This is a genomic window from Variovorax sp. LjRoot84 (genome assembly GCF_964254305.1).
In the GTDB taxonomy this organism is placed as follows: domain Bacteria; phylum Pseudomonadota; class Gammaproteobacteria; order Burkholderiales; family Burkholderiaceae_C; genus Variovorax.
Map to the genome: position 1 here is coordinate 343,494 of NZ_CAXUTE020000003.1, position 18,977 is coordinate 362,470.

The 18,977-nt window shown below is 69.5% G+C and carries 19 protein-coding genes; 18 read left to right on the plus strand and 1 reads right to left on the minus strand.

Annotated elements, in window-relative coordinates; translation table 11 throughout:
* The first annotated feature begins 90 nt into the window (after window positions 1–90).
* The 16 genes from ACSQ9I_RS39985 to ACSQ9I_RS40060 all read left to right on the plus strand — a co-directional run bounded on the left by ACSQ9I_RS39985 (window position 91) and on the right by ACSQ9I_RS40060 (window position 15,258).
* Window positions 91–900, plus strand: coding sequence for a YqcI/YcgG family protein (locus tag ACSQ9I_RS39985; RefSeq protein ID WP_436297484.1), 810 nt, complete (start codon window positions 91–93; stop codon window positions 898–900).
* A 33-nt stretch (window positions 901–933) separates the two neighbouring features.
* Window positions 934–1,626, plus strand: a complete 693-nt coding sequence (locus tag ACSQ9I_RS39990) for a class I SAM-dependent methyltransferase (protein ID WP_436317400.1) — start codon at window positions 934–936, stop codon at window positions 1,624–1,626.
* A 10-nt stretch (window positions 1,627–1,636) separates the two neighbouring features.
* On the plus strand, window positions 1,637–2,920 hold the full coding sequence (locus ACSQ9I_RS39995) for an APC family permease (protein WP_436317401.1): 1,284 nt from the start codon (window positions 1,637–1,639) through the stop codon (window positions 2,918–2,920).
* Complete coding sequence (locus tag ACSQ9I_RS40000; protein WP_436317402.1) at window positions 2,917–4,104, plus strand: acyl-CoA dehydrogenase family protein; 1,188 nt, start codon at window positions 2,917–2,919, stop codon at window positions 4,102–4,104. The genes ACSQ9I_RS39995 and ACSQ9I_RS40000 overlap by 4 nt, the downstream gene beginning before the upstream one ends.
* 13 nt (window positions 4,105–4,117) lie before the next feature.
* Window positions 4,118–5,350: an ABC transporter substrate-binding protein gene (locus tag ACSQ9I_RS40005; protein WP_436317403.1), complete on the plus strand. Its 1,233-nt coding sequence runs from the start codon at window positions 4,118–4,120 to the stop codon at window positions 5,348–5,350.
* 6 nt (window positions 5,351–5,356) lie between these two features.
* Entirely contained in the window at window positions 5,357–6,085 is a 729-nt protein-coding gene (locus tag ACSQ9I_RS40010; RefSeq protein WP_436317404.1) for an ABC transporter ATP-binding protein, read from the plus strand.
* Window positions 6,078–6,788 carry an ABC transporter ATP-binding protein gene (locus tag ACSQ9I_RS40015; RefSeq protein ID WP_436317405.1) on the plus strand — a complete coding sequence of 237 codons (711 nt, stop codon included), beginning with the start codon at window positions 6,078–6,080 and terminating at the stop codon, window positions 6,786–6,788. The genes ACSQ9I_RS40010 and ACSQ9I_RS40015 overlap by 8 nt, the downstream gene beginning before the upstream one ends.
* A complete protein-coding gene (locus ACSQ9I_RS40020; RefSeq protein ID WP_436317406.1) occupies window positions 6,785–7,660 on the plus strand; it encodes a branched-chain amino acid ABC transporter permease in 876 nt (291 codons plus the stop codon). The genes ACSQ9I_RS40015 and ACSQ9I_RS40020 overlap by 4 nt, the downstream gene beginning before the upstream one ends.
* Window positions 7,661–7,669: 9 nt before the next feature.
* Entirely contained in the window at window positions 7,670–8,710 is a 1,041-nt protein-coding gene (locus ACSQ9I_RS40025; RefSeq protein ID WP_436317407.1) for a branched-chain amino acid ABC transporter permease, read from the plus strand.
* Between the two features lie 103 nt (window positions 8,711–8,813).
* Window positions 8,814–9,947 (plus strand): sigma-54 interaction domain-containing protein, encoded by a 1,134-nt coding sequence (locus tag ACSQ9I_RS40030; protein ID WP_436317408.1) that lies wholly within the window; start codon window positions 8,814–8,816, stop codon window positions 9,945–9,947.
* 142 nt (window positions 9,948–10,089) lie between these two features.
* Window positions 10,090–10,293 (plus strand): hypothetical protein, encoded by a 204-nt coding sequence (locus tag ACSQ9I_RS40035; protein WP_436317409.1) that lies wholly within the window; start codon window positions 10,090–10,092, stop codon window positions 10,291–10,293.
* A 307-nt stretch (window positions 10,294–10,600) separates the two neighbouring features.
* Window positions 10,601–11,080: a rhodanese-like domain-containing protein gene (locus ACSQ9I_RS40040; RefSeq protein ID WP_436297473.1), complete on the plus strand. Its 480-nt coding sequence runs from the start codon at window positions 10,601–10,603 to the stop codon at window positions 11,078–11,080.
* A gap of 47 nt (window positions 11,081–11,127) precedes the next feature.
* The gene (gene epsC / locus ACSQ9I_RS40045; RefSeq protein ID WP_436297472.1) at window positions 11,128–12,039 is read left to right on the plus strand and encodes a serine O-acetyltransferase EpsC; all 912 of its coding nucleotides are present in this window, start codon (window positions 11,128–11,130) and stop codon (window positions 12,037–12,039) included.
* Window positions 12,036–12,305: a helix-turn-helix domain-containing protein gene (locus ACSQ9I_RS40050; RefSeq protein WP_436297471.1), complete on the plus strand. Its 270-nt coding sequence runs from the start codon at window positions 12,036–12,038 to the stop codon at window positions 12,303–12,305. The genes epsC and ACSQ9I_RS40050 overlap by 4 nt, the downstream gene beginning before the upstream one ends.
* 68 nt (window positions 12,306–12,373) lie before the next feature.
* Window positions 12,374–13,306, plus strand: coding sequence for a family 2A encapsulin nanocompartment shell protein (locus tag ACSQ9I_RS40055; RefSeq protein WP_436297470.1), 933 nt, complete (start codon window positions 12,374–12,376; stop codon window positions 13,304–13,306).
* 65 nt (window positions 13,307–13,371) lie between these two features.
* Window positions 13,372–15,258 carry a family 2A encapsulin nanocompartment cargo protein cysteine desulfurase gene (locus ACSQ9I_RS40060; protein ID WP_436291555.1) on the plus strand — a complete coding sequence of 629 codons (1,887 nt, stop codon included), beginning with the start codon at window positions 13,372–13,374 and terminating at the stop codon, window positions 15,256–15,258.
* 61 nt (window positions 15,259–15,319) lie between these two features.
* On the opposite strand, the gene ACSQ9I_RS40065 is transcribed toward ACSQ9I_RS40060, so the two are convergent.
* Entirely contained in the window at window positions 15,320–16,252 is a 933-nt protein-coding gene (locus ACSQ9I_RS40065; RefSeq protein ID WP_436291183.1) for a fatty acid desaturase, read from the minus strand.
* 142 nt (window positions 16,253–16,394) lie between these two features.
* On the opposite strand from ACSQ9I_RS40065, the gene ACSQ9I_RS40070 reads away from it, so the two are divergent.
* Together ACSQ9I_RS40070 and ACSQ9I_RS40075 are read left to right on the plus strand one after the other, a co-directional pair.
* Window positions 16,395–17,372: a Bug family tripartite tricarboxylate transporter substrate binding protein gene (locus tag ACSQ9I_RS40070; protein ID WP_436291182.1), complete on the plus strand. Its 978-nt coding sequence runs from the start codon at window positions 16,395–16,397 to the stop codon at window positions 17,370–17,372.
* Window positions 17,369–18,943 (plus strand): rhodanese-like domain-containing protein, encoded by a 1,575-nt coding sequence (locus ACSQ9I_RS40075; RefSeq protein WP_436317410.1) that lies wholly within the window; start codon window positions 17,369–17,371, stop codon window positions 18,941–18,943. The genes ACSQ9I_RS40070 and ACSQ9I_RS40075 overlap by 4 nt, the downstream gene beginning before the upstream one ends.
* The last annotated feature ends 34 nt before the right edge of the window (window positions 18,944–18,977 follow it).

Sequence of the window (18,977 nt, forward strand, 5' to 3'; positions counted from 1 at the left end):
TTTTCAGCCTCGAAGCGCTGGCACTCGAATTGCAACGTGGGACTTCCATCGCTGGCGCCGCCATCGAACAACGCAATGACAGGAGACCGCATGCTGGTTCGACAACGCAAGCTCGATGCGCATGAATTCGCCGATGGCGCCTACGCATGGTTCCTGCCGCTCTTCGCGCAGCTCCAGCAGCGCTTTTTGCAGCCCGCGGGCACGAAGGACGGCTTCCCCTGCGTCTTCGCCCAGAACGCATTCAGGCGAACGAACATCCGCTTCTCGCTCGTGCCGCTCCGAAAGGGCGTTCACGACCTGGACGAATTGCGCCGGGACTTGGGCGACTACCTGGACGACTGCGAAGCGTGGGACGGCAACGCGAACTCGTCCGAGCCCTTGCTGGCGGTGTTCGAGAAGGCCAATGGGCTGCGCGGCGAAGACGACTACCGACGCCTGTTCGACGCGGCCCTGCAGCACCTGATCGACAACGATCCGCTGCCATGGCCCGAGCACACGCACACCGACCCCGCGAGCCCCTACTGGTCGATGTGCTTCAGGGAGGTCCAGATCTTCATCAACGTCAGCCACCCGGCGCATGTGCAGCGCAGGAGCCGCAACCTGTGCGACACCCTGGTGCTGGTGATCAACCCGCGCGAGCGCTTCGATGCCGTGGCCGGCAACCACAGCAAGGGCCACGCGATCCGGCAGCAGATCCGCAGCAACGTCGACCTCTACGACCGGATCTCGCGCTCGCCGCGGCTGGACCACTACCTCAGCGGCGGCCTCGAATGGCCGCAGTACATGCTGCCCGACGACAACGTCACGCCGCCGCGCAAGTGTCCCTTGCACTTCTGGAAGAAGCGCGCCGCCAACGAGCCGGCGGCCCTTCCGGCATTTCGCTATCGCTTCGCCCGCTGAAGCCCTCGTTCACACCACCTGGAGAACTGCACGATGACGACTGCCTTCACCTACCTGCCGCGCGTGGCCGAACCCGAAAAGATGACGGAAGAGGAGGAAGCCCACTACGCGCGCGCCGACTACTCGGTGCCGCACGAAGCCTTCGTCGACGAGATCGTCGCCGCGATCGGCCGCGGCAAGGAGATCTCGCTGGTCGACCTGGGCACGGGACCCGGCGACGTGGTCCTCCGCTTCCGCGGCAAGGTCGACTGGGACCTGTGGGGCGTCGATTTTTCGCCCGGCATGCTGGCCATCGCAGTGGAAGGCGCCACAGCGCGCCTGCCGGCGAGCGCGCGACCGATCAACTGGGTGATCGCGGACACCAAGCGCACGGGCCTGCCGTCGCAATACTTCGACGCCGTGATCTCCAACAGCGTGCTGCATCACCTGGAAGACCCGCTGCGTTTCTGGCGCGAGGTCGAGCGCATCGGCAAGCCGGGCGGCTTCGTGCACGTGCGCGACCTGCGACGGCCGCCGTCCGACGCCGAGGCCGACCGGCTCACCAGCCTGCACGTGGGGCGCGAATCCGAGGTCGTGCAGGAGCACTACCGTTCGTCGCTGCTGAGCGCCTACCGCGCCGACGAAGTCGTGCAACAGCTCGATCAGGCCGGGCTGCACGGGCTCCAGGTGCGCGAACTGGACGACCGCTACCTCGAAGTCGTGGGCTGGAGGGCGGAGCCCGCATGAAGGAGGCGACATGACCGAACGACTGCAGAAGAACGTCACGCTGCCGCACGGCGTCGGCCTGGCGGTTTCGACCATTATCGGCTCGGGCCTGCTGGGCCTGCCCGGCCTGGCCATCGGCCAGGCCGGCGCCTACACCGCGCTGGCCGGCTGGGCGCTGACGCTGCTGCTGTCCGTGCCGCTGATGCTGATCTTCATGCGGCTCACCCGCCTCGTGCAGGATGCCGGCGGCCTGGCCCGCTACGCCGCGCTGGCCTTCGGCCCGGCCTTCGGTTCGGCTGCCAGCCTGCTGATAGCCGCGACCTTCGCGCTGTGCATCCCTGCCGGCACGACGATGGGAGCCGCCTACCTGCAGGAGATCTTCCACCTGCCGGCCTGGACGGTGCTGCCCATCGTGCTGGGCCTGCTCGGCATCTCGACGCTGGTCAACATCGCCGGCGCCAAGCCCTCGCGCGTGGTCAACACGGTGGCCGTGCTGGCGCTCGTGTTGCTGATCCTCGCCTTCGTCGCGCTCAACCTGCCGTCGGTCGCACGCGGCGCCGCCGCAGTGGCCGAAGTCGCCCAGGGGGCTGTGCCGATTCCGCTGGCGGGCCTGTGGTCCGCGTCGGCGCTCTTGTTCTGGGCCTTCCTCGGGTGGGAGAACCTGAGCTTCGGCAGCGAGGAATACCAGGACCAGCCCGGCTTCGTCTCGCGCGTTTTCCTGCTCGGCTTCGTCGTCGTGGGTGTGCTGTATGCCGCACTGGCGCTGGTGAGCACGGGCGCCGCGCTATCGGGCAAGGCCATCGGCGGCGTCACCGGGCTGCTGCGCCTGGTCGATGGTCAGCCGCTGCGGCCGGTGATCGTTGCGCTGATCGCCGTGGTGGTGGTCGCCAACGTCAACGCATGGGTGTTTGCCGCGAGCCGCCTGTACTTCGCCGCCGGCCGCAACGGCGACCTGCCGGCCTTCCTGGGCCGGCTCGACCGCCGCGGCATACCGGTGGCCAGCCTGCTGTTGCTGTTCGTGCTCTATGCCGCGCTGGCCGCGGCCATCGCCTTCGAGGCGCTGCCGCTGGTGACGGCGCTCACGGTGGCCAACCAGAACTTCATCCTCCTGTACGCCGGTGCCATCGCCACCTTCGTGGCGGTCGACAAGAGCGCTTCGGGGCGCGTGATCGCCGCGGCCTCGGCTGCATCCTGCGTCTTCCTGTTGTCGGGCTTCGGCGCCTGGCTGGCAGTGCCGGTGCTGATCGGCGCCATCGGTTACCTGAAGCACAGGCTCGCGCACCGCGCCGCCGCGCCGGAGCGGGCGGCTTCGTGAGCACGGCCGGCGATCGCGCCTACCTCGAGGCCACCGGTCGGGCGCGCGAGCTGGCCGGCGCGCTGAAGGCCGTGGCGCGCGATGCCGAGCGCGAGCGCAGCCTGCCCGGACGAACCTTGGCCGCCTTGCATGAGGCGGGGCTGTTCCGCATCCTGCAGCCGGCACGCGTGGGCGGCGCGGAGCTGGACTTCAGCGCGCTGGTCGAGGTGTCGGCCGAGCTGGCGCGCGGCTGCGCGTCGACCGCCTGGGTGGTGGCCAACCTGGCCTGCCGGCACTGGATGCTGGCGATGTTCCCGAAGGCGGCCCAGGACGCGGTGTGGGGCGCGTCGCCGGACGCGCTGGTGGCGGCCTCCATCATCTTCTCCGCCGGCCGTGCGCGCGCCGTGCGGGGCGGTTACCTGGTCGACGGCCAATGGCCTTTCGCGAGCGGCCTCACGCTCGCCGACTGGTGCATGGTCGCCGCCGTCGTGCCGGGCGAGGACGGGGCCGAACCCGACCACCGCCTGCTGCTGCTGCCCGCGCGGGCCTATCGCGTCATCGACACCTGGCAGGCCGCGGGCCTGGCGGGCACGGGCAGCGCCGACGTGCTCTGCGAAGAAGTGTTCGTGCCCGAGGCGCTGAGCCTGTCGGTGCGCGACATCGCAGGCGGGCCGACGCCCGGCCACGAGGCCAACCCGTCGCCGCTCTACCGCATTCCAGTGTTCGCCCTGTTCCCCTTCACGCTGTCGGGCGTCGCGCTGGGCAATGCAGAAGGACTGCTGGACGAGCATGTGGCGGTCACCGCGCGCCGCGTCGGCCGCTATGGCGGCGTCAGGCTGGCCGAGCTGCAGAGCAGCCATATCGCGATCGCGCGCGCCTCGGCCCAGATCGACGCTGCCGGCCGGACCATGCGCGCCGTGTGCGAGGAAGCGATGCGCGATGCCGCCCGCGGGGTGCCGCCGCAGATGCCGGCCAAGGCGCGCTACCGGCGCGACGGCGCCTACGCCGTGGCGCTGTGCACCGAGGCGGCGAGCAGCCTGTTCGCCGCCGCCGGTGCCAGCGCCATCCTGCTGGACAGCCCCTTGCAGCGCGCCTTTCGCGATGCGCACGCGATCCAGTCGCACATCGCCTTCAACTTCGATGTCGCGGGATCGCTGTACGGGCGCGTGCTGCTGGGACAGGACGCCGCCAATCCATTGTTGTGAGGAAAGAAAGAGCATGAGCATCCTGAGCAAGTTCTGGCCGGGCGCGCTCGCCCTGTGCCTGGCCCTCCCGGCCGGCGCGCAAGCCCCCGACAAGGTGCGCGTCGGCGTGATCGGCCCCTTCACCGGCCCCGCGGCCACCAGCGGCATCGCGATGAAGCGGGCCTTCGAGTTCACCGCGAAGCAGGTCAACGATGCGGGCGGGGTCGCCTTCAAGGGCCGGCGCGTGCCGATCGAGCTGCTGTTCGAGGACAGCCAGTCGCGCCCCGACGTGGGCTTGAGCGCCGCGCAGAAGCTGCTGACCCGCGACAACGTCGATGTGCTGCTGGCCGAGCTGCTGCACAGCTCGGTGGCGCTGGCGATCATGGAACTCGCGCCGGCGCACAACAAGGTGTTCATGAGCGGCCAGCCGGTGGCGATCGAGATCGCCGAGCGCATCGAGCGGGACCCGCAGAAGTACCGCAACTTCTGGAAGCACGACTTCAACAGCGATGCGTCGTCGTACACGCTGAAGGAGACCGTGCGCCTGCTGGTGCAGCAGAAGAAGCTGGTGCCGAGGAACAAGACAGTCGCCTTCGTGATCGAGGACAGCGACTTCGCGCGCGCCAATGTCGAGTACGCCACCCGCTACCTGAAGCAGGACGGCTGGACCGTGCTGGCCACCGAGACCGTGCCGCTGGCGCACACCGACTTCTATCCGCAGATCTCCAAGCTGCGCGCGCAGGCGCCGGACCTGCTGTACTCGATCTTCACCTCGGCCAACTCGGGCATCGCGCTGGTCAAGCAGATCCGCGAGCAGGACATCCGCGCCGTGCACATCGCGACCTACTACCCGACGCTGGCCGAGTTCACCAAGGGCGCGGGCAAGAACGCCGAGGGCCTGGTCCTGATCCCCTTCCTGTTCGATCCGAAGTACAACGCGGCCCACAAGGCCTTCGCCGAGAAGATCGGCGCCTATGTCGGCACCACTGTCTCCATGGACCATGCCTTCGGCGCCTGCGCGGCGGAGGTGCTGTTCGACGCCATCCACCGGGCGCAGGACGTGGCGCCCGAGGCCCTGAACAAGGCCTTCCTCGCCACCGACTACCAATGCGCCGTCGGCCACTGGGTCTTCGATCCGAAGAACCATTCGCCGAAGGTGGGCGCGGGCTACCTGACGCTGCCGGCGGCCCAGGTCCAGGACGGCGTGATCCGCGCCATCTGGCCGCCCGAGGTGCCGGGCAGCGTCGCGTTCCGGCGCCAGGACTGAAGGGCGATGGCGCAGGAGGCGCTGCTGCGCACGCACGGGCTCACGATGCGCTTCGATGGCCTGACCGCGGTGGACGGCGTCGATATCACGCTGCGCCGCGGCGAGATCCACGCGCTGCTGGGGCCCAACGGCGCCGGCAAGACCACGCTGTTCAACCTGATCGCGGGCGCGTTGCGGCCGACGGCGGGAAGCATCCGCTTCGCGGCCAAGGACGTCACCGCGCTGCGCCCCGACCGACGCTGCCGCGCCGGCATCGCGCGCACCTTCCAGATCACCCAGCCCTTCGCGCGGCTGACGGTGGAGCAGAACGTGATGTGCGGCGCCCTGGCGCGCTTTTCCTCGATGCGCCGCGTGCGCGAGGAGGTGCAGGGCGTGATCGATGCCGTCGGCCTGGCCGCCAAGCGCGAGGCGCCGGCCGGCACCCTGAGCACCGGCCAGCGCAAGCGCCTGGAGCTGGCGCGTGCGCTGGCGACGGCGCCCTCGCTGCTGCTGATCGACGAGCTCAGCGGCGGCATCGACCAACCCAGCCTGCCCGCGCTCGAGGCGCTGGTGCGCGGGTTGAACCGCGATGGCCTGACCGTGCTCATGATCGACCACAACCTGGAATTCGTCGGCCGGCTCGCGCAGCGCGTGAGCTTCCTCGCCGGCGGGCAGCTGCTGGCCGAGGGCACGATGGCGCAGATCCACGCGCATGCCGCGGTGCGCGATCTCTACCTGGGGCGCGCTCGTGCTTGAGCTCAGGGCCGTCAGCGCCTTCTACGGCGCGGCGCAGGTGCTGTGGGATGTGTCGCTGGAGGTGCGGCGCGGCGAGATCGTGGCGCTGATCGGCAGCAACGGCTCCGGCAAGAGCAGCGTGCTCAAGGCGGTGGCCGGCCTGCTGCGCGGCGTCAGCGGCCATATCCGGCACCAGGGCCGCGAGCTGCGCGCGCTGCCGGCGCATGAGCGGGCCGGGCTCGGCATCGGCTTCGTGCTGGAGCGGCGCCGGCTGTTTCCGGCGATGACGGTGCGCGAGAACCTGCTGATGGGCGCGTACCGCGTGGCGAGTGCGCAGGCCGTGCGGGAGACGCTGGAGCGGGTGGAGACGCTGCTGCCGCTGGTCGCGGCGAAGCGGCGCGAGCCGGCCGGGCGCCTGAGCGGGGGCGAGCAGCAGTTGGTGGCGATCGCGCGCGGCCTGATGTGCCGGCCTTCGCTGCTGCTGCTGGACGAGCCGTTCCTGGGTCTGTCGCCGCGCGCGGTCGAGGAGGTCGCCGCGCTGCTGGGCCACCTCCACCGCGAGGGCCTGACCCTGCTCTTCAACGAGCAGGACGCGGCGCTGTGCTTCTCGCTGGCGCAGCGGGGCTACCTGCTGAAGGCCGGGCGCGTGGTGTTCGAGGGCCGCGGGCCGGCCGCGCTGCAGGAGCCGGCGATGCGGGAGTTCCTGGGGGAGGCCGTGCCGTGAGCTTCGCGCTCTTCGTCGAACAGATCCTCAACGGCCTGGTCCAGGGCGCCGTCTATGCGCTGGTCGGTGCGGGCTTGGCGCTGATCTACGGCACCATGCGCATCCTGAACCTGAGCCAGGGCGAGTTCTTCATGCTGGGCGGCTACGCCACCTACGTGCTGGTGGCCGAGATGGGCCTGCCCCCGCTGGGGGGCATCGCGGGCGCGGTGCTGCTGGGCGCGGCCGCGGCGGGCCTGGTGCACCGGCTCACGGTCGCGCCGCTGCACCAGCGCGAGGGCTGGGAGTTCAACACCATCGCGCTGACGTTGGGCGTCTCCATCGTGCTTCAGAACATCGCCTTCCACCTGTGGGGCGAGCGCTTCAAGACCGTCGAGTACTTCGTCGAGGGTTCGCTGCGCCTGGGCGAGCTGCGCATGCCCTGGCAGCGGCTGCTGATCCTCGCGGCCAGCGTCGCGGTGATCGCGCTGGCGGCGGCCGTGCTCAAGTACACGCGTTTCGGCCGCGCGCTGCGCGCCACCGCGCAGGACGCGGAGGCGGCGCAGGCCATGGGCATCGACACCACTCGAATCCATGCCTGGACCTTCGTGCTCGCAGGCGGCCTCGGCGCGCTGGCCGCGGCCCTGCTGTCGCCGCTGGCCGCGGTCAATCCGTGGATGGGCAATCCCTTCATGCTGAAGGCCTTCGTGGTTGTGGTGCTGGGCGGGCTCGGCAGCTTCGGGGGCGCCATCGCCGGCGGCTTCGTGCTCGGCGTCGTCGAGAGCATCGGCCTGTCGCTTACCTCGTCGGAATGGCGCGACGTGATCTCCTTCTCCGTCCTGATCGCGATTCTGTGGCTGCGTCCCGCGGGCCTGTTCGCGACCTCGACCCGATAGCGCACGCGCATGCAGCTCCAACGAACGCTCTCGTCCATCGGCCAGTGGGGCGCGCTCCCGTGGTTCCTCGCCAGCGCCGCGCTGCTGCCCGGGTTCAGCGGCAACGCCTATGTGCTGCATGTCGCGATCCTGGCCATGATCCATGCCGTCTTCGCCGCCAGCTGGAACCTCGCCACCGGCATCACGGGTCTCAAGTCCTTCGGCCACCAGGCTTTCTTCGGCATCGGCGCCTACGGCTCCGCGCTGCTGTCGATGCAGGCCGGCCTGAGTCCGTGGTTCAGCGTCTGGATCGCGGCGCTGGCGGCGGCGGCCGCGGGCTGCCTCATCGCGCTGCCGGTGCTGCGGCTGAAGTCGGTGCCGCATGTAGCCATCGTGACGCTGGCCTTCGCCGAGATCGTGCGCCTGGTGCTGTCCAACGCCAAGGAGCTGACCCGCGGCGAAATGGGGCTCTCGGGCATTCCTGCATTGCCGGACATCGTGGTCTTCGGCCTGCGCGTCGTGCACTATGACGTGGCGGCCAAGACCGGCTACTACTACACCGCGCTCGCGCTGCTGCTGTTGTCGCTCCTGTGCCTGGGCGCGGTAATCCGCTCGCGCACCGGGCTGGCGCTGATGGCGATCCGCGACTCGGAGACAGCGGCGGAAAGCCTCGGTATCGGCCTGACGGCGCACAAGATGGCGGCCTTCGCGCTGTCGGCCTTGCTGGTCGGCCTGGCCGGCGCCTTCTACGCGCACTACGTGCTGGTGCTGACGCCCGGTTCGGCAGCGGGCGTCGAGCTGATGATGCTGATCGTCTCGATCGTGCTGGTCGGCGGGCTGGGCAGCTTCGCCGGCCCGGTGATCGCCGCCTTCGTGCTCACTTGCGGTCTGGAAGGACTGCGCGGCCTGGGCGAGTACCGCATGCTGATCTACGGCGGCCTGATCGTCGTCGTGGTGCTGGGCTTTCCTGACGGCCTGGCCAGCGCGCCGGTGCGGCTGCGCCGGTTGTGGGCTCGCGCCGGACCGGCGTCGCGGCGGCGGACGCCTGCTGCCGATCGACGGCCCGCATAAGCAAGTTCGGATTTCTTCGTTTCGATGCAGCCGTCGCGGCCCTATCGTGCCGCCATGTTCCACTGGGCGGCCGCGCGGCCAGCGCGCGCCGTCGTCGCAGACCTTGACCACCGTCCTGACACTGCCCGACTCCGCATCCTCGGCGCTCTCGATCCGCGCCAAGGCGCTGTTGTTTCGCGACCCGGGTTCGGTGCAGGTCCATGCGCAGGTCGAGCGCGTCGCGCGCACCGATGCCACCGTGCTGGTCATCGGCGAGACCGGCACCGGCAAGGAGCTGATCGCCCGTCACGTGCACCAGCAGAGCGGTCGCAAGGGACCTTTCATTGCCGTGAACTGCGGCGCGTTCAGCGAGAACCTGATCGACGCGGAGCTCTTCGGCCACGAGGCCGGGGCCTTCACCGGCGCCAGCCAGGCGCGCGCCGGCTGGTTCGAGGCGGCCGACGGCGGCACGCTGTTCCTGGATGAGATCGGTGACCTGCCGCTGGCGCTGCAGGTGAAGCTGTTGCGCGTGCTGCAGGAGCGCCAGGTGGTGCGGCTGGGGTCGCGCCGCCCGATCGCGCTCGACGTGCGCCTGGTGGCGGCAACCAACATCGACCTGCGCCGGGCGGTGGAGGCGCGGCGCTTTCGGGCCGACCTCTACTACCGGCTCAATGTCGCGCCGATCACGCTGCCGCCGCTGCGCGAGCGCCCCGGCGACATCCTTCCGCTGGCGGCGCACTTCATCTCGTTCTACGGGGCCAAGCTGCACCTCGGGGCGGCGCAGCTCAGCGAGGGCGCGCAGGCCGTTCTGCTGGCCTACCCCTGGCCCGGAAACATCCGCGAACTGGAGAACGCGATCCACTTCGCGCTGATCGTCTGCCGCGGCGACCTGATCCGGGCGCAGGACCTGCAGTTGCCCGACATCTCGGCCCATGGGGCCACGGCACCTGCACCGGCGCCGGAACCTGCCGCCACGACGCAGGCGGAGGTGGACCGGCTTGCTGTCGCGCTGCAGGCGCTGTTCGAGGCGCGTGGACCGCGGCTCTTTCTCGCGGTGGAGCAGGCGCTGGTGAGCGGGGCCTACGCGCACTGCACGCGCAACCAGGTGCAGACCGCACGGCTCCTGGGCATCTCGCGCAACACGCTGCGCACGCTGCTGCGCCGGCACGGCCTGCTGGATGCGGTGCCGCGCGCCGAGCCCACCGTCGTGCCCGACGTGCGCGGCAGCGCGGATCGCCGGCTCCTGCTCGCCTGCTGAAGCGCAATGCGGCGCGCATGCGCCGGTCGTGCGCTTGCGTCATATGAAGCTGCGCATTCCACACTTCCGCTTCCCGACGGCGCTCTCCAGATGGCCGCGGCGTACGGGGCCGCCTGAAGCCCTCCCGGCCTTGGAATTCACGATGTCGCAGAACTGGAAATTCGAAACCCTCTCCATCCATACACATTCGCCGGATCCGAGCACGCGCGGTGGCGCCGCCGATCTATATGCGGGCATCGAGGCCGATGCGCCCGTGGTGACGCATTGCGACGGTGGCGGGCGAGCGGCCCTGGCCGCATGGGCCGCCCTGAAGCAGGCCAGCAAGATGTGTCGGCCTACTACCTGAGCTTCTCGGACTGGGCCAAGGACGAGTCGTGCACGATCGTTCGATCCTGAGCCTGCAGCGCCCAAGTGCGCTGACGCTCGAAGACGCCCTCGGCTTCCTTGGTGGACCTGTGAATCGACTCGAAGAGACCGAGCTTCGACAACTGCCCGGAGACTCATGCTCGGGGCGAGCAGCGGGCCGGCACCATAGTTGAGTTGGTTCTGAAGATTCAACTTTTCGTTCGTTTGAGATTCATTGCGCCCCTTCTACATTGATGGCTATCGCCGCCCACCAGGGTGGCGAACCGCATCAGAAGGGGTTGTGCACGATGTCGTTGGAAGTCGAGGAAGTCGCGTTGCCGGAGGTGCTGCTGCGTGCCCGTGCAGAGGCCGAAGCGCAGGGCGGGTCGCATGCAGGCGGGGTGTACCCGCAGATCGCCTGGGCGCTGGTCGAGGCGGGGCAGGCGGTGCTGGTCGACGTGCGTTCGGGCGAGGAACGCAAGTTCGTCGGCCATGTGCCGCAAAGCCTGCACGTGCCATGGGCCACCGGCACCGCGCTCACGCGCAACCCGCGTTTCGAGCGCGAGCTGGAGGCCCGGCTCGCGAAGGCGGGCGGCAAGCAGGCCGTGGCGCTGCTGCTGTGCCGCAGCGGCAAGCGCTCGAAGCTGGCGGCCGAGGCCGCCGCCAAGGCCGGCTTCACGCATGTCTTCAATGTGCTCGAGGGCTTCGAGGGCGAGCTCGATGCGCAACAGCATCGCGGCGGCGCGGACGGGTGGCGCTTCCACGGCCTGCCCTGGGTGCAGGACTGAAGTCTCTCCCGCGCGCGACAACAAAGATCGTTTCAAGGAGGATGTCGATGGCTCATGTCGAGGTGGGCGAGGTGGTGCGCGCGCTGCGCGGCGCACGGGACGAGTGGCGCGACCAGCAGAAGCGCTCGCGCGAGCTGGGGCCGCGCGAGTTCCCGTCGCGTGACGCGCTGTCCGCGATCGTCAAGTCGCTCAAGGGCGCGCTGTTCCCGATGCGGCTGGGCCCGCCGGATCTGCGACACGAGAACGAGGACTTCTACGTGGGCCGTACCCTCGATGCCGCTTTGCACGGACTGTTGGAGCAGGCACGCCTGGAGCTGGACTTCAGCGCGCGCCACCGCGGCACGAGCGGGCAGCAGATCGATGAGGATGCCACACGGGCGGTGTGCGAGTTCGCCGATGCGCTGCCGGGCCTGCGCCGGCTGCTCGACACAGACGTGCTCGCCGCATACCAGGGCGACCCGGCCGCGCGCAGCGTCGACGAGGTGCTGCTGTGCTATCCGGGCGTGCTGGCGATGATCCATCACCGGCTCGCACACAAGCTCTATGGGTTGGGCCTGCCGCTCCTGGCGCGCATCGTGGCCGAGCTCGCGCATGCGCAGACCGGCATCGACATCCATCCAGGCGCGCAGATCGGCGCCGGTTTCTTCATCGACCACGGAACAGGCGTCGTGATCGGCGAGACCGCGGTGATCGGGCAAAGCGTGCGCGTGTACCAGGCCGTCACGCTCGGCGCCAAGCGCTTTCCGACGAACGCCGAGGGCCATCCGCACAAGGGCCTGCCGCGCCATCCGATCGTGGAGGACGAGGTAGTGATCTATGCCGGCGCGACCATCCTCGGGCGCGTCAGGCTCGGCAAGGGCGCGACCATCGGCGGCAACGTGTGGGTGACCGACGACGTGTCCCCGGGCGCCAGCGTGACCCAGGCCAGCCTGCAGAAGGCGCCGGGGGCGGCAGGATGAAGGTCTTCGTGCAGGACTTCGGCGTGGTCGTACGGCAGCTTCGGGAGGCGCAGGGCTGGTCGCAGGAGCGGTTGGCCGAGCGCTCGAGTCTGAATCGCTCGTACGTGGGCGAGATCGAGCGGGGCAGCGTGATCGCCTCGATCGTGACTGCGCAGAAGCTCGCCCATTCGCTTGGCATTCACAGCGCGGCCCTGTTCGCGCATTGCGAGGAGCTGGAGCGCCGGCGGCTGGCGCAACGCATCAATTTGGCGGCTATAGCCTGTTGAACGACCGGCCCCGTGCGGCCGACACTCGCCGTGTCCTCGTTTCTTTCTTCAATGTTCACGGAGCCCTCATGAGTGCAACAGTCGGTGGTACCACCGCTCTCGGCGACAACGCCGCCCGCCAGTTGGCGAATGCCACCAAGACCGTCCCTCAGCTCGAAACCATCAGCCCGCGCTGGCTCACGCACCTCTTGCAATGGGTGCCGGTCGAAGCCGGCATCTACCGGCTCAACAAGGTCAAGAACCCGGAATCGATCAAGGTCACCTGCACCGCGCGCGAAGAAGAAAACCAGCTGCCACGCACCTTCGTCGACTACGAAGAGCAGCCGCGCGAATATTTCCTCAATGCCGTGAGCACCGTGCTCGACGTGCACACCCGCATCTCCGACCTCTACAGCAGCCCGCACGACCAGATCAAGGAGCAGTTGCGCCTCACGATCGAGACGATCAAGGAGAACCAGGAGAGCGAGCTCATCAACAACCCCGACTACGGCCTCTTGTCGCAGGTGAGCGAGGAGCAGCGCATCTTCCCGCTGACCGGCGCGCCAACACCGGACGACCTCGACGAGCTCTTGACCAAGGTCTGGAAGGAGCCGGCCTTCTTCCTCACGCATCCGCTGGCCATCGCCGCCTTCGGCCGCGAGGCCACGCGCCGCGGCACCCCGCCGCCGACCGTGAGCCTCTTCGGCTCGCAGTTCATCACCTGGCGCGGCATTCCGCTGATCCCCTCGAACAAGGTGCCGGTGGCCGACGGCAAGAGCAAGATCCTGCTTTTGCGCGTGGGCGACAAGCGCCAAGGGGTGGTGGGCCTGTTCCAGCCCGGCCTGGCGGGCGAACAGAGCCCGGGCCTGTCGGTGCGCTTCATGGGCATCAACAACCATGCGATCGCGTCCTACCTGATCTCGCTGTACTGCTCGCTCGCGGTCCTGACCACCGACGCGCTGGCCGTCCTGGACGACGTCGAAGTCGGCAAGTACCACGACTACGCCGACACCTACAAGTGAGCACATCGCTTCCTTCATCGGACGCCGGCTTCGAGGCGCCCTTCGATCCCGCCGTGCTCGCGCAGATGGCCTCGGCCATGTTCGCGGCGCTGCCCGGCGGCGCTGCACCGGGCGTACAGGCGCCGGTCAACATCGCGCCGCCGGGTTCGCCGCTCGCGAGTCCGGCCGGCTTCGGCCCCGGCGTACCGGGCACGCCCATTCCGCAAGGCCTGGTGCCGGGTGCCAACCTGCTGCCCGCATCGCCCACGCCGCTGGCTTCGCTGGCGCATCGCGCCCCGGCGCTGCAGCCGCACGCGGCCGCGGCCAACGGCCTGCCGGACAGCGTCGTCAGCACCGCGCCGGCCTACGAGCCGCGCTTCGGCGGCGGGCTGCTGGGCGTGCCGGAGGCGAATTCGGCAGCTGCTTCGCAGGTCGCGCAGCATCCAGCCGTCCCGGCCTCGCCCTTCTATTTCGTCGGCGACCGCCATGGCCATCCCCCGGCGGGCGGGCGCGGCAGCGAGGCTGTGGCCGATCCGCTCGACGCGCTAGCCGCCCATCCCTTTGCGCAGGCCGAACTGCCGCGTGCGGCGGCGCCGGCCGGCCCGGGCGTGCCGCCGACCGTGCCCTCGGTCGAGCCGAAGTTCTATTTCGTCGACGCGGTTGTGCTGCCCAGCGGCTACGTCACGCCGGCCAAGCCGGCGCCCCGCGGCGGCGCCGTGCCGCCGGCGGAGCAGGGGCGGCATCCGGCCTTCGACGTGCATGCGGTGCGGCGCGATTTCCCGGTGCTTCAGGAACGCGTCAACGGTCGCCAACTGGTGTGGTTCGACAACGCCGCAACCACGCACAAGCCGCGCGCGGTGATCGATCGCATCTCGTACTTCTACGAGCACGAGAACTCCAACATCCACCGCGCCGCGCACGAACTGGCGGCACGCGCGACCGATGCCTACGAAGGCGCGCGCGAGCGGGTGCGGGCCTTCATCAATGCCCCCGAGGTGGAGGAGGTGATCTTCGTGCGCGGCACCACCGAGGCCATCAACCTGGTGGCCAAAAGCTGGGGTGCGCAGCACGTGGGCGAGGGCGACGAGATCGTCGTCAGCCATCTGGAGCACCACGCCAACATCGTGCCGTGGCAGCAGCTCGCTTCCGCCAAGGGCGCCAAGCTGCGCGTGATCCCGGTGGACGATTCGGGTCAGGTGCTGCTCGACGAGTACCAGAAGCTGCTCAGCGACCGCACGAAGATCGTGGCCGTTACCCAGGTCTCGAACGCGCTCGGCACCGTGGTGCCGGTCAAGCAGATCGTGGAGCTCGCGCACCGCGCGGGTGCCCGAGCGCTGGTCGACGGCGCGCAGTCGGTCTCGCACATGCGCGTGGACGTGCAGGACATTGGCGCCGACTTCTTCGTCTTCTCCGGCCACAAGGTGTTCGGCCCGACCGGCATCGGCGTGGTCTGGGGCAGGCGGGAGGTGCTCGAGGACATGCCGCCGTGGCAGGGCGGCGGCAACATGATCGCCGACGTCACCTTCGAGAAGACCGTGTTCCAGCCGATCCCGAACAAGTTCGAGGCCGGCACCGGCAACATCGCCGATGCTGTGGGCCTGGGCGCGGCGATCGACTACGTGAACAGGATCGGCATCGAGAACATCGCGCGCTACGAGCACGCGCTGCTGTGCCACGGCATGCAGGCGCTGAGCGCGATCCCCGGCGTGCGCCTCATCGGCACCGCGTCCGACAAGGCCAGCGTGATGTCTTTCGTGCTGGCGGGCCACAGCACTGAGGAGGTGGGCAGAGCGCTCAACGAGGAGGGCATCGCGGTGCGCACCGGCCACCATTGCGCGCAGCCCATCCTGCGGCGCTTCGGTGTCGAGACCACGGTGCGGCCCTCGCTGGCCTTCTACAACACCTTCGACGAGATCGATCGCCTGGTGGCGGTGGTGCGTGGCCTGGCTGGCCAACGACGCCATCCGGGCTAGCCGATCCGAACCTCCATTCACGCGCGAAGCGACTTCGGCGGGCCCTCGAGGCCCGCTTTTTTTACCACCGCGGATGCACCGGCTCGAACACCGGCCGGAACAGGAAACGGCGCGTGATCTCGCCATAGCCCCGGTAGTAGAAGTGACCATTAGCCGCCAGCACCGCGGCCTTGTGACGCCGGAAGTGGATCGGGATCTCGTACCACGGCATCGTGGGCGCGCGATGGTGCACGTGGTGCAGGTTGTTGTAGAGGTAGAGCAGCCCGAACACCAGGTTCGATTCGACGATTGCGACGCGCGCGTGCGGCGTGTCGCTCCATCGGTGCTCGGCGAACGAGCGCAGGGCTCCGAGCATCATGCTGGGGTAGACGAAGCACAGCACGTAGGTGACCAGGTCCATGCCGCAGACCTGGATCACGTAGAAGAGTACCGGTGCCACGCTGAGCGCATGCACGAGCCAGATCCGGACGTGCGACAGGTCGTGCGCCCGCAACCGCGCCGCCTCGCCGCGAACCATCTTGAGCAGGCGCAGCCAGGGGCCGACCACCACCCGGAAGGCGAGCGTCTGGTTGGCGCCGTAGACCCATCGCCGAAGTAACCCGTAGCCCTGCCAGGCGTGCGCGGCATGGTAGACGCTCTCGGTGTCCTTCTGCGGATGCGTCAGATGGAAGTTGACGTGGTGCGCGCTGTGGCTGCGGTTGTAGAGCGGGTAGGGCAGCCACAGGTTGATGGGCGGCCAGACCACCGCGTGGCGCAGCCAGCGCGGCAGGTGGCGCATGGCATGGATGCTCTCGTGTTGCAGCGAGAAATGGAGCTGCCCCAGGTAGCCACCGAGCAGGAACAGCAGCCACGCCGGCAGCGTGCGGTGCCACCACAGCAGCGCGGCCCAGGCGGCGTAGAGCACCGCGGCGAGCAGCAGCGTGGGGATTTCATAGTGCCGCCACCAGGTGGCGCGCGGCGGGCGTGGAAGGGAGGGGCAGGCGGTGGTGGTCATGGCAGGGACCGCACCGATCTTAGGAAGGGCCGCGTTCTTCGCATGCGCCCATTGCGCATGTGCACATGCGCAAAGCTTCGTTGGCGCTGACGAGAAGGCGCCCTAGATTGGCGGACTTCCAGACTTCGGCGCTCGCTGTTCCATGACTCACTTCCATCGCCGGCGCCTGCTGCTTTCGCTTCCGGCCCTCTGGCTCGCAGCCGGCCTGGCCGCAGCCGCCGACGACTATCCCGCCAGGACCGTGCGCGTCGTCGTGCCGTACCCTGCCGGCGGCATCGCCGACAAGATCGCGCGCGAGGTCTCCGAGCAGCTGCAGCAGCGCCTGAAACAGCCCGTGGTGGTCGAGAGCCGCAGCGGCGCGGCCGGCAACATCGGTTTCGACCATGTCGCGCGGCAGCCGGCCGACGGCTACACGCTGCTGCTGGCGCCGGCGTCGAACCTCACGGTGCAGCCGGCCCTGTTCAAGCAGCTGAGCTACGACCTGGCACGCGACTTCACGCCCGTGTCGCTGCTGGTGCAGACGCCGCAGGTGCTGCTCGTGCATCCCGCGCTGCCGGTCGGCAGCGTGCAGGAGCTGGTCGCCTATTCGAAGAAGAACCCGGGCAAGCTCAACTATGGCGTTAGCGTCGGCGCCTATTCCCATCTCGCCGGCGAGCTGCTGCGCAGCCGCACCGGCGCCGACTTCACCGCCATTCCCTACCAGGGCAGCGCACCTGCGCTCAACGACCTGCTCGCGGGCCAGACGCAGTTCATCTTCAACGAGGTGGTCACGGCGATCCCGCATATCCAGGCCGGCAAGCTCAAGCCGCTCGCCGTGGCCTACCGCACGCGTGCACCCTGGCTGCCCCAGGTGCCGACCACGGCCGAGGCCGGCTTCGCGGATTTCGAGGTGACCTCCTGGTACGGCATCGTCGCGCGCAGCGGCACGCCGAAGGCGGTGGTGGACCGGCTCGCACGCGAGCTCCATGCGATCGTGCAGGCGCCCGAATTCAGGAAGCGCTACGACGAGATCGGCGCGTTCACCGTCGGCAGCACGCCGGAGGAATTCGGCCGCTTCATCCAGAGCGAAACCGTGCGGTGGACGGCGGTGGTCAAGCAGGCCGGGATCGAGCCGCATTGAGCAACGAGGCCCTTTCCCCCGGCGAACTGCAGGCGCTGCTGCTCGGAAGCGCGGAGCTTGCGCTGCTCGACGTGCGCGAGGCGCGCTGGTTCTGCGACGCGCATCTCAACCTCGCGCGGCTGGCGCCGCTCTCCACGCTGGAGCTGCAGATCGGCGCGCTGGTCCCGCGCCGCACGACCGAGCTCGTGGTGTGCGACGAGGCCGATGCGCAGGAGGGCCCGGCCGCGCGCGCGGCCGCGCTGCTCGAGCGGCTCGGCTACTCGCGCGTGCGGCGTCTTGCAGGCGGCTTGAACGCATGGCGCGCGGAAGGCCTGCCGGTCATCGACGGCTATGCCACCCTGGTCAAGGCCTTCGGCGATCTCGCTCGCCTGCACTACGGCACGCCCACGTTGTCGCTGGCCGAGTTCGAAGAACGCCGGCGCACGGGGCAGCCCATCACGCTCATCGACGCGCGGCCGCGTGACGAATACGCCTTTCTCTCGATCGAAGGCGCACGCAACTATGCGGGCACCGAGCTGGCGCTGCGGGCCTTGCACGCGAACGAGCCCGGTCATGTGTGGGTGGTCAACTGCTTCAGCCGCACGCGCGGCATCGTCGGCGCCACCACGCTGCGGCTGCTGGCCGGCGGCGACCAGGTGGTCTTCCTGGAGGACGGCGTGATGGCCTGGGGACTGCGCGGCGGCCCGGTGGTCGAGAACGCGCAGCCCGTCGACGACATCCCGGCCGAGCCGCCGGAGCTGCTGCGCGCGCTGGCCGACCGGCTGATCGCGCGCCACGGCCTGTCCGTCATCGATGCCGAAGGCCTGGCGCGGCTGCAGGCCGACCGGGACCGGACCCTTTATCTGTTCGACCTCCGGCCTTCCTCTTCCCCAGCGAACGGCGTGCGCCATGTTCCCGGCGGCCAGCTGCTCATGCACTTCGAGAATCTCGTCGGCACGCGCAACGCGCGCATCGTGCTGATCGACGAGCCGCATCGGCTGCGCGCGGCCGTGACCGCGTTCTGGCTGGCGCAGCTGAACCAGGCCGAGGTCCATGTGCTCGCGGGCGAGCTGCCGGTGCTGCCTCCGACACCGGAACAAGCGGAGCCGGCGAACGATGGCCTCGCGCCCGATGCGCTCGCACGGCTGATCGCGCGCGGCGAGGCCGAGCTGGTGGACGTCGGCCCCAGCCTCGACTACGAGAAGCGGCACCTGCCGGGCGCACGCTTCCTGTTGCCCGCTTCGCTCGCGCCGCTCGAGCCTGTGCTCGCGCCGGGCCGTACCGTGGTCTTCAGCTCGCCCGACGGCGCCGCCGCCCGTCTCGCCGCGCGCGACGCGAGACAGCGCTGGCCGGCATCGGCCTTCGCCTGGCTGGCCGGCGGAACAGACGCCTGGGCTGCCGACGGACGGCCCGTCGAGGCGTCCTATGCGCCGCAGCAACTGCTGACGCCCTTCGACGACGACTGGGGCTCGGTGATGCGCATTTCCGGCCCGCGGCGCGACGAGGTCTGGACTGACTACCTCGAATGGGAGCGCGGCCTGAGCCGCCGTGTGACCGAGGATCCCGCGGTGCGCTTCCGCTTCTTCGTGTGAACCTCAGCGAAGGGACCGTACAGTCACCTCGACC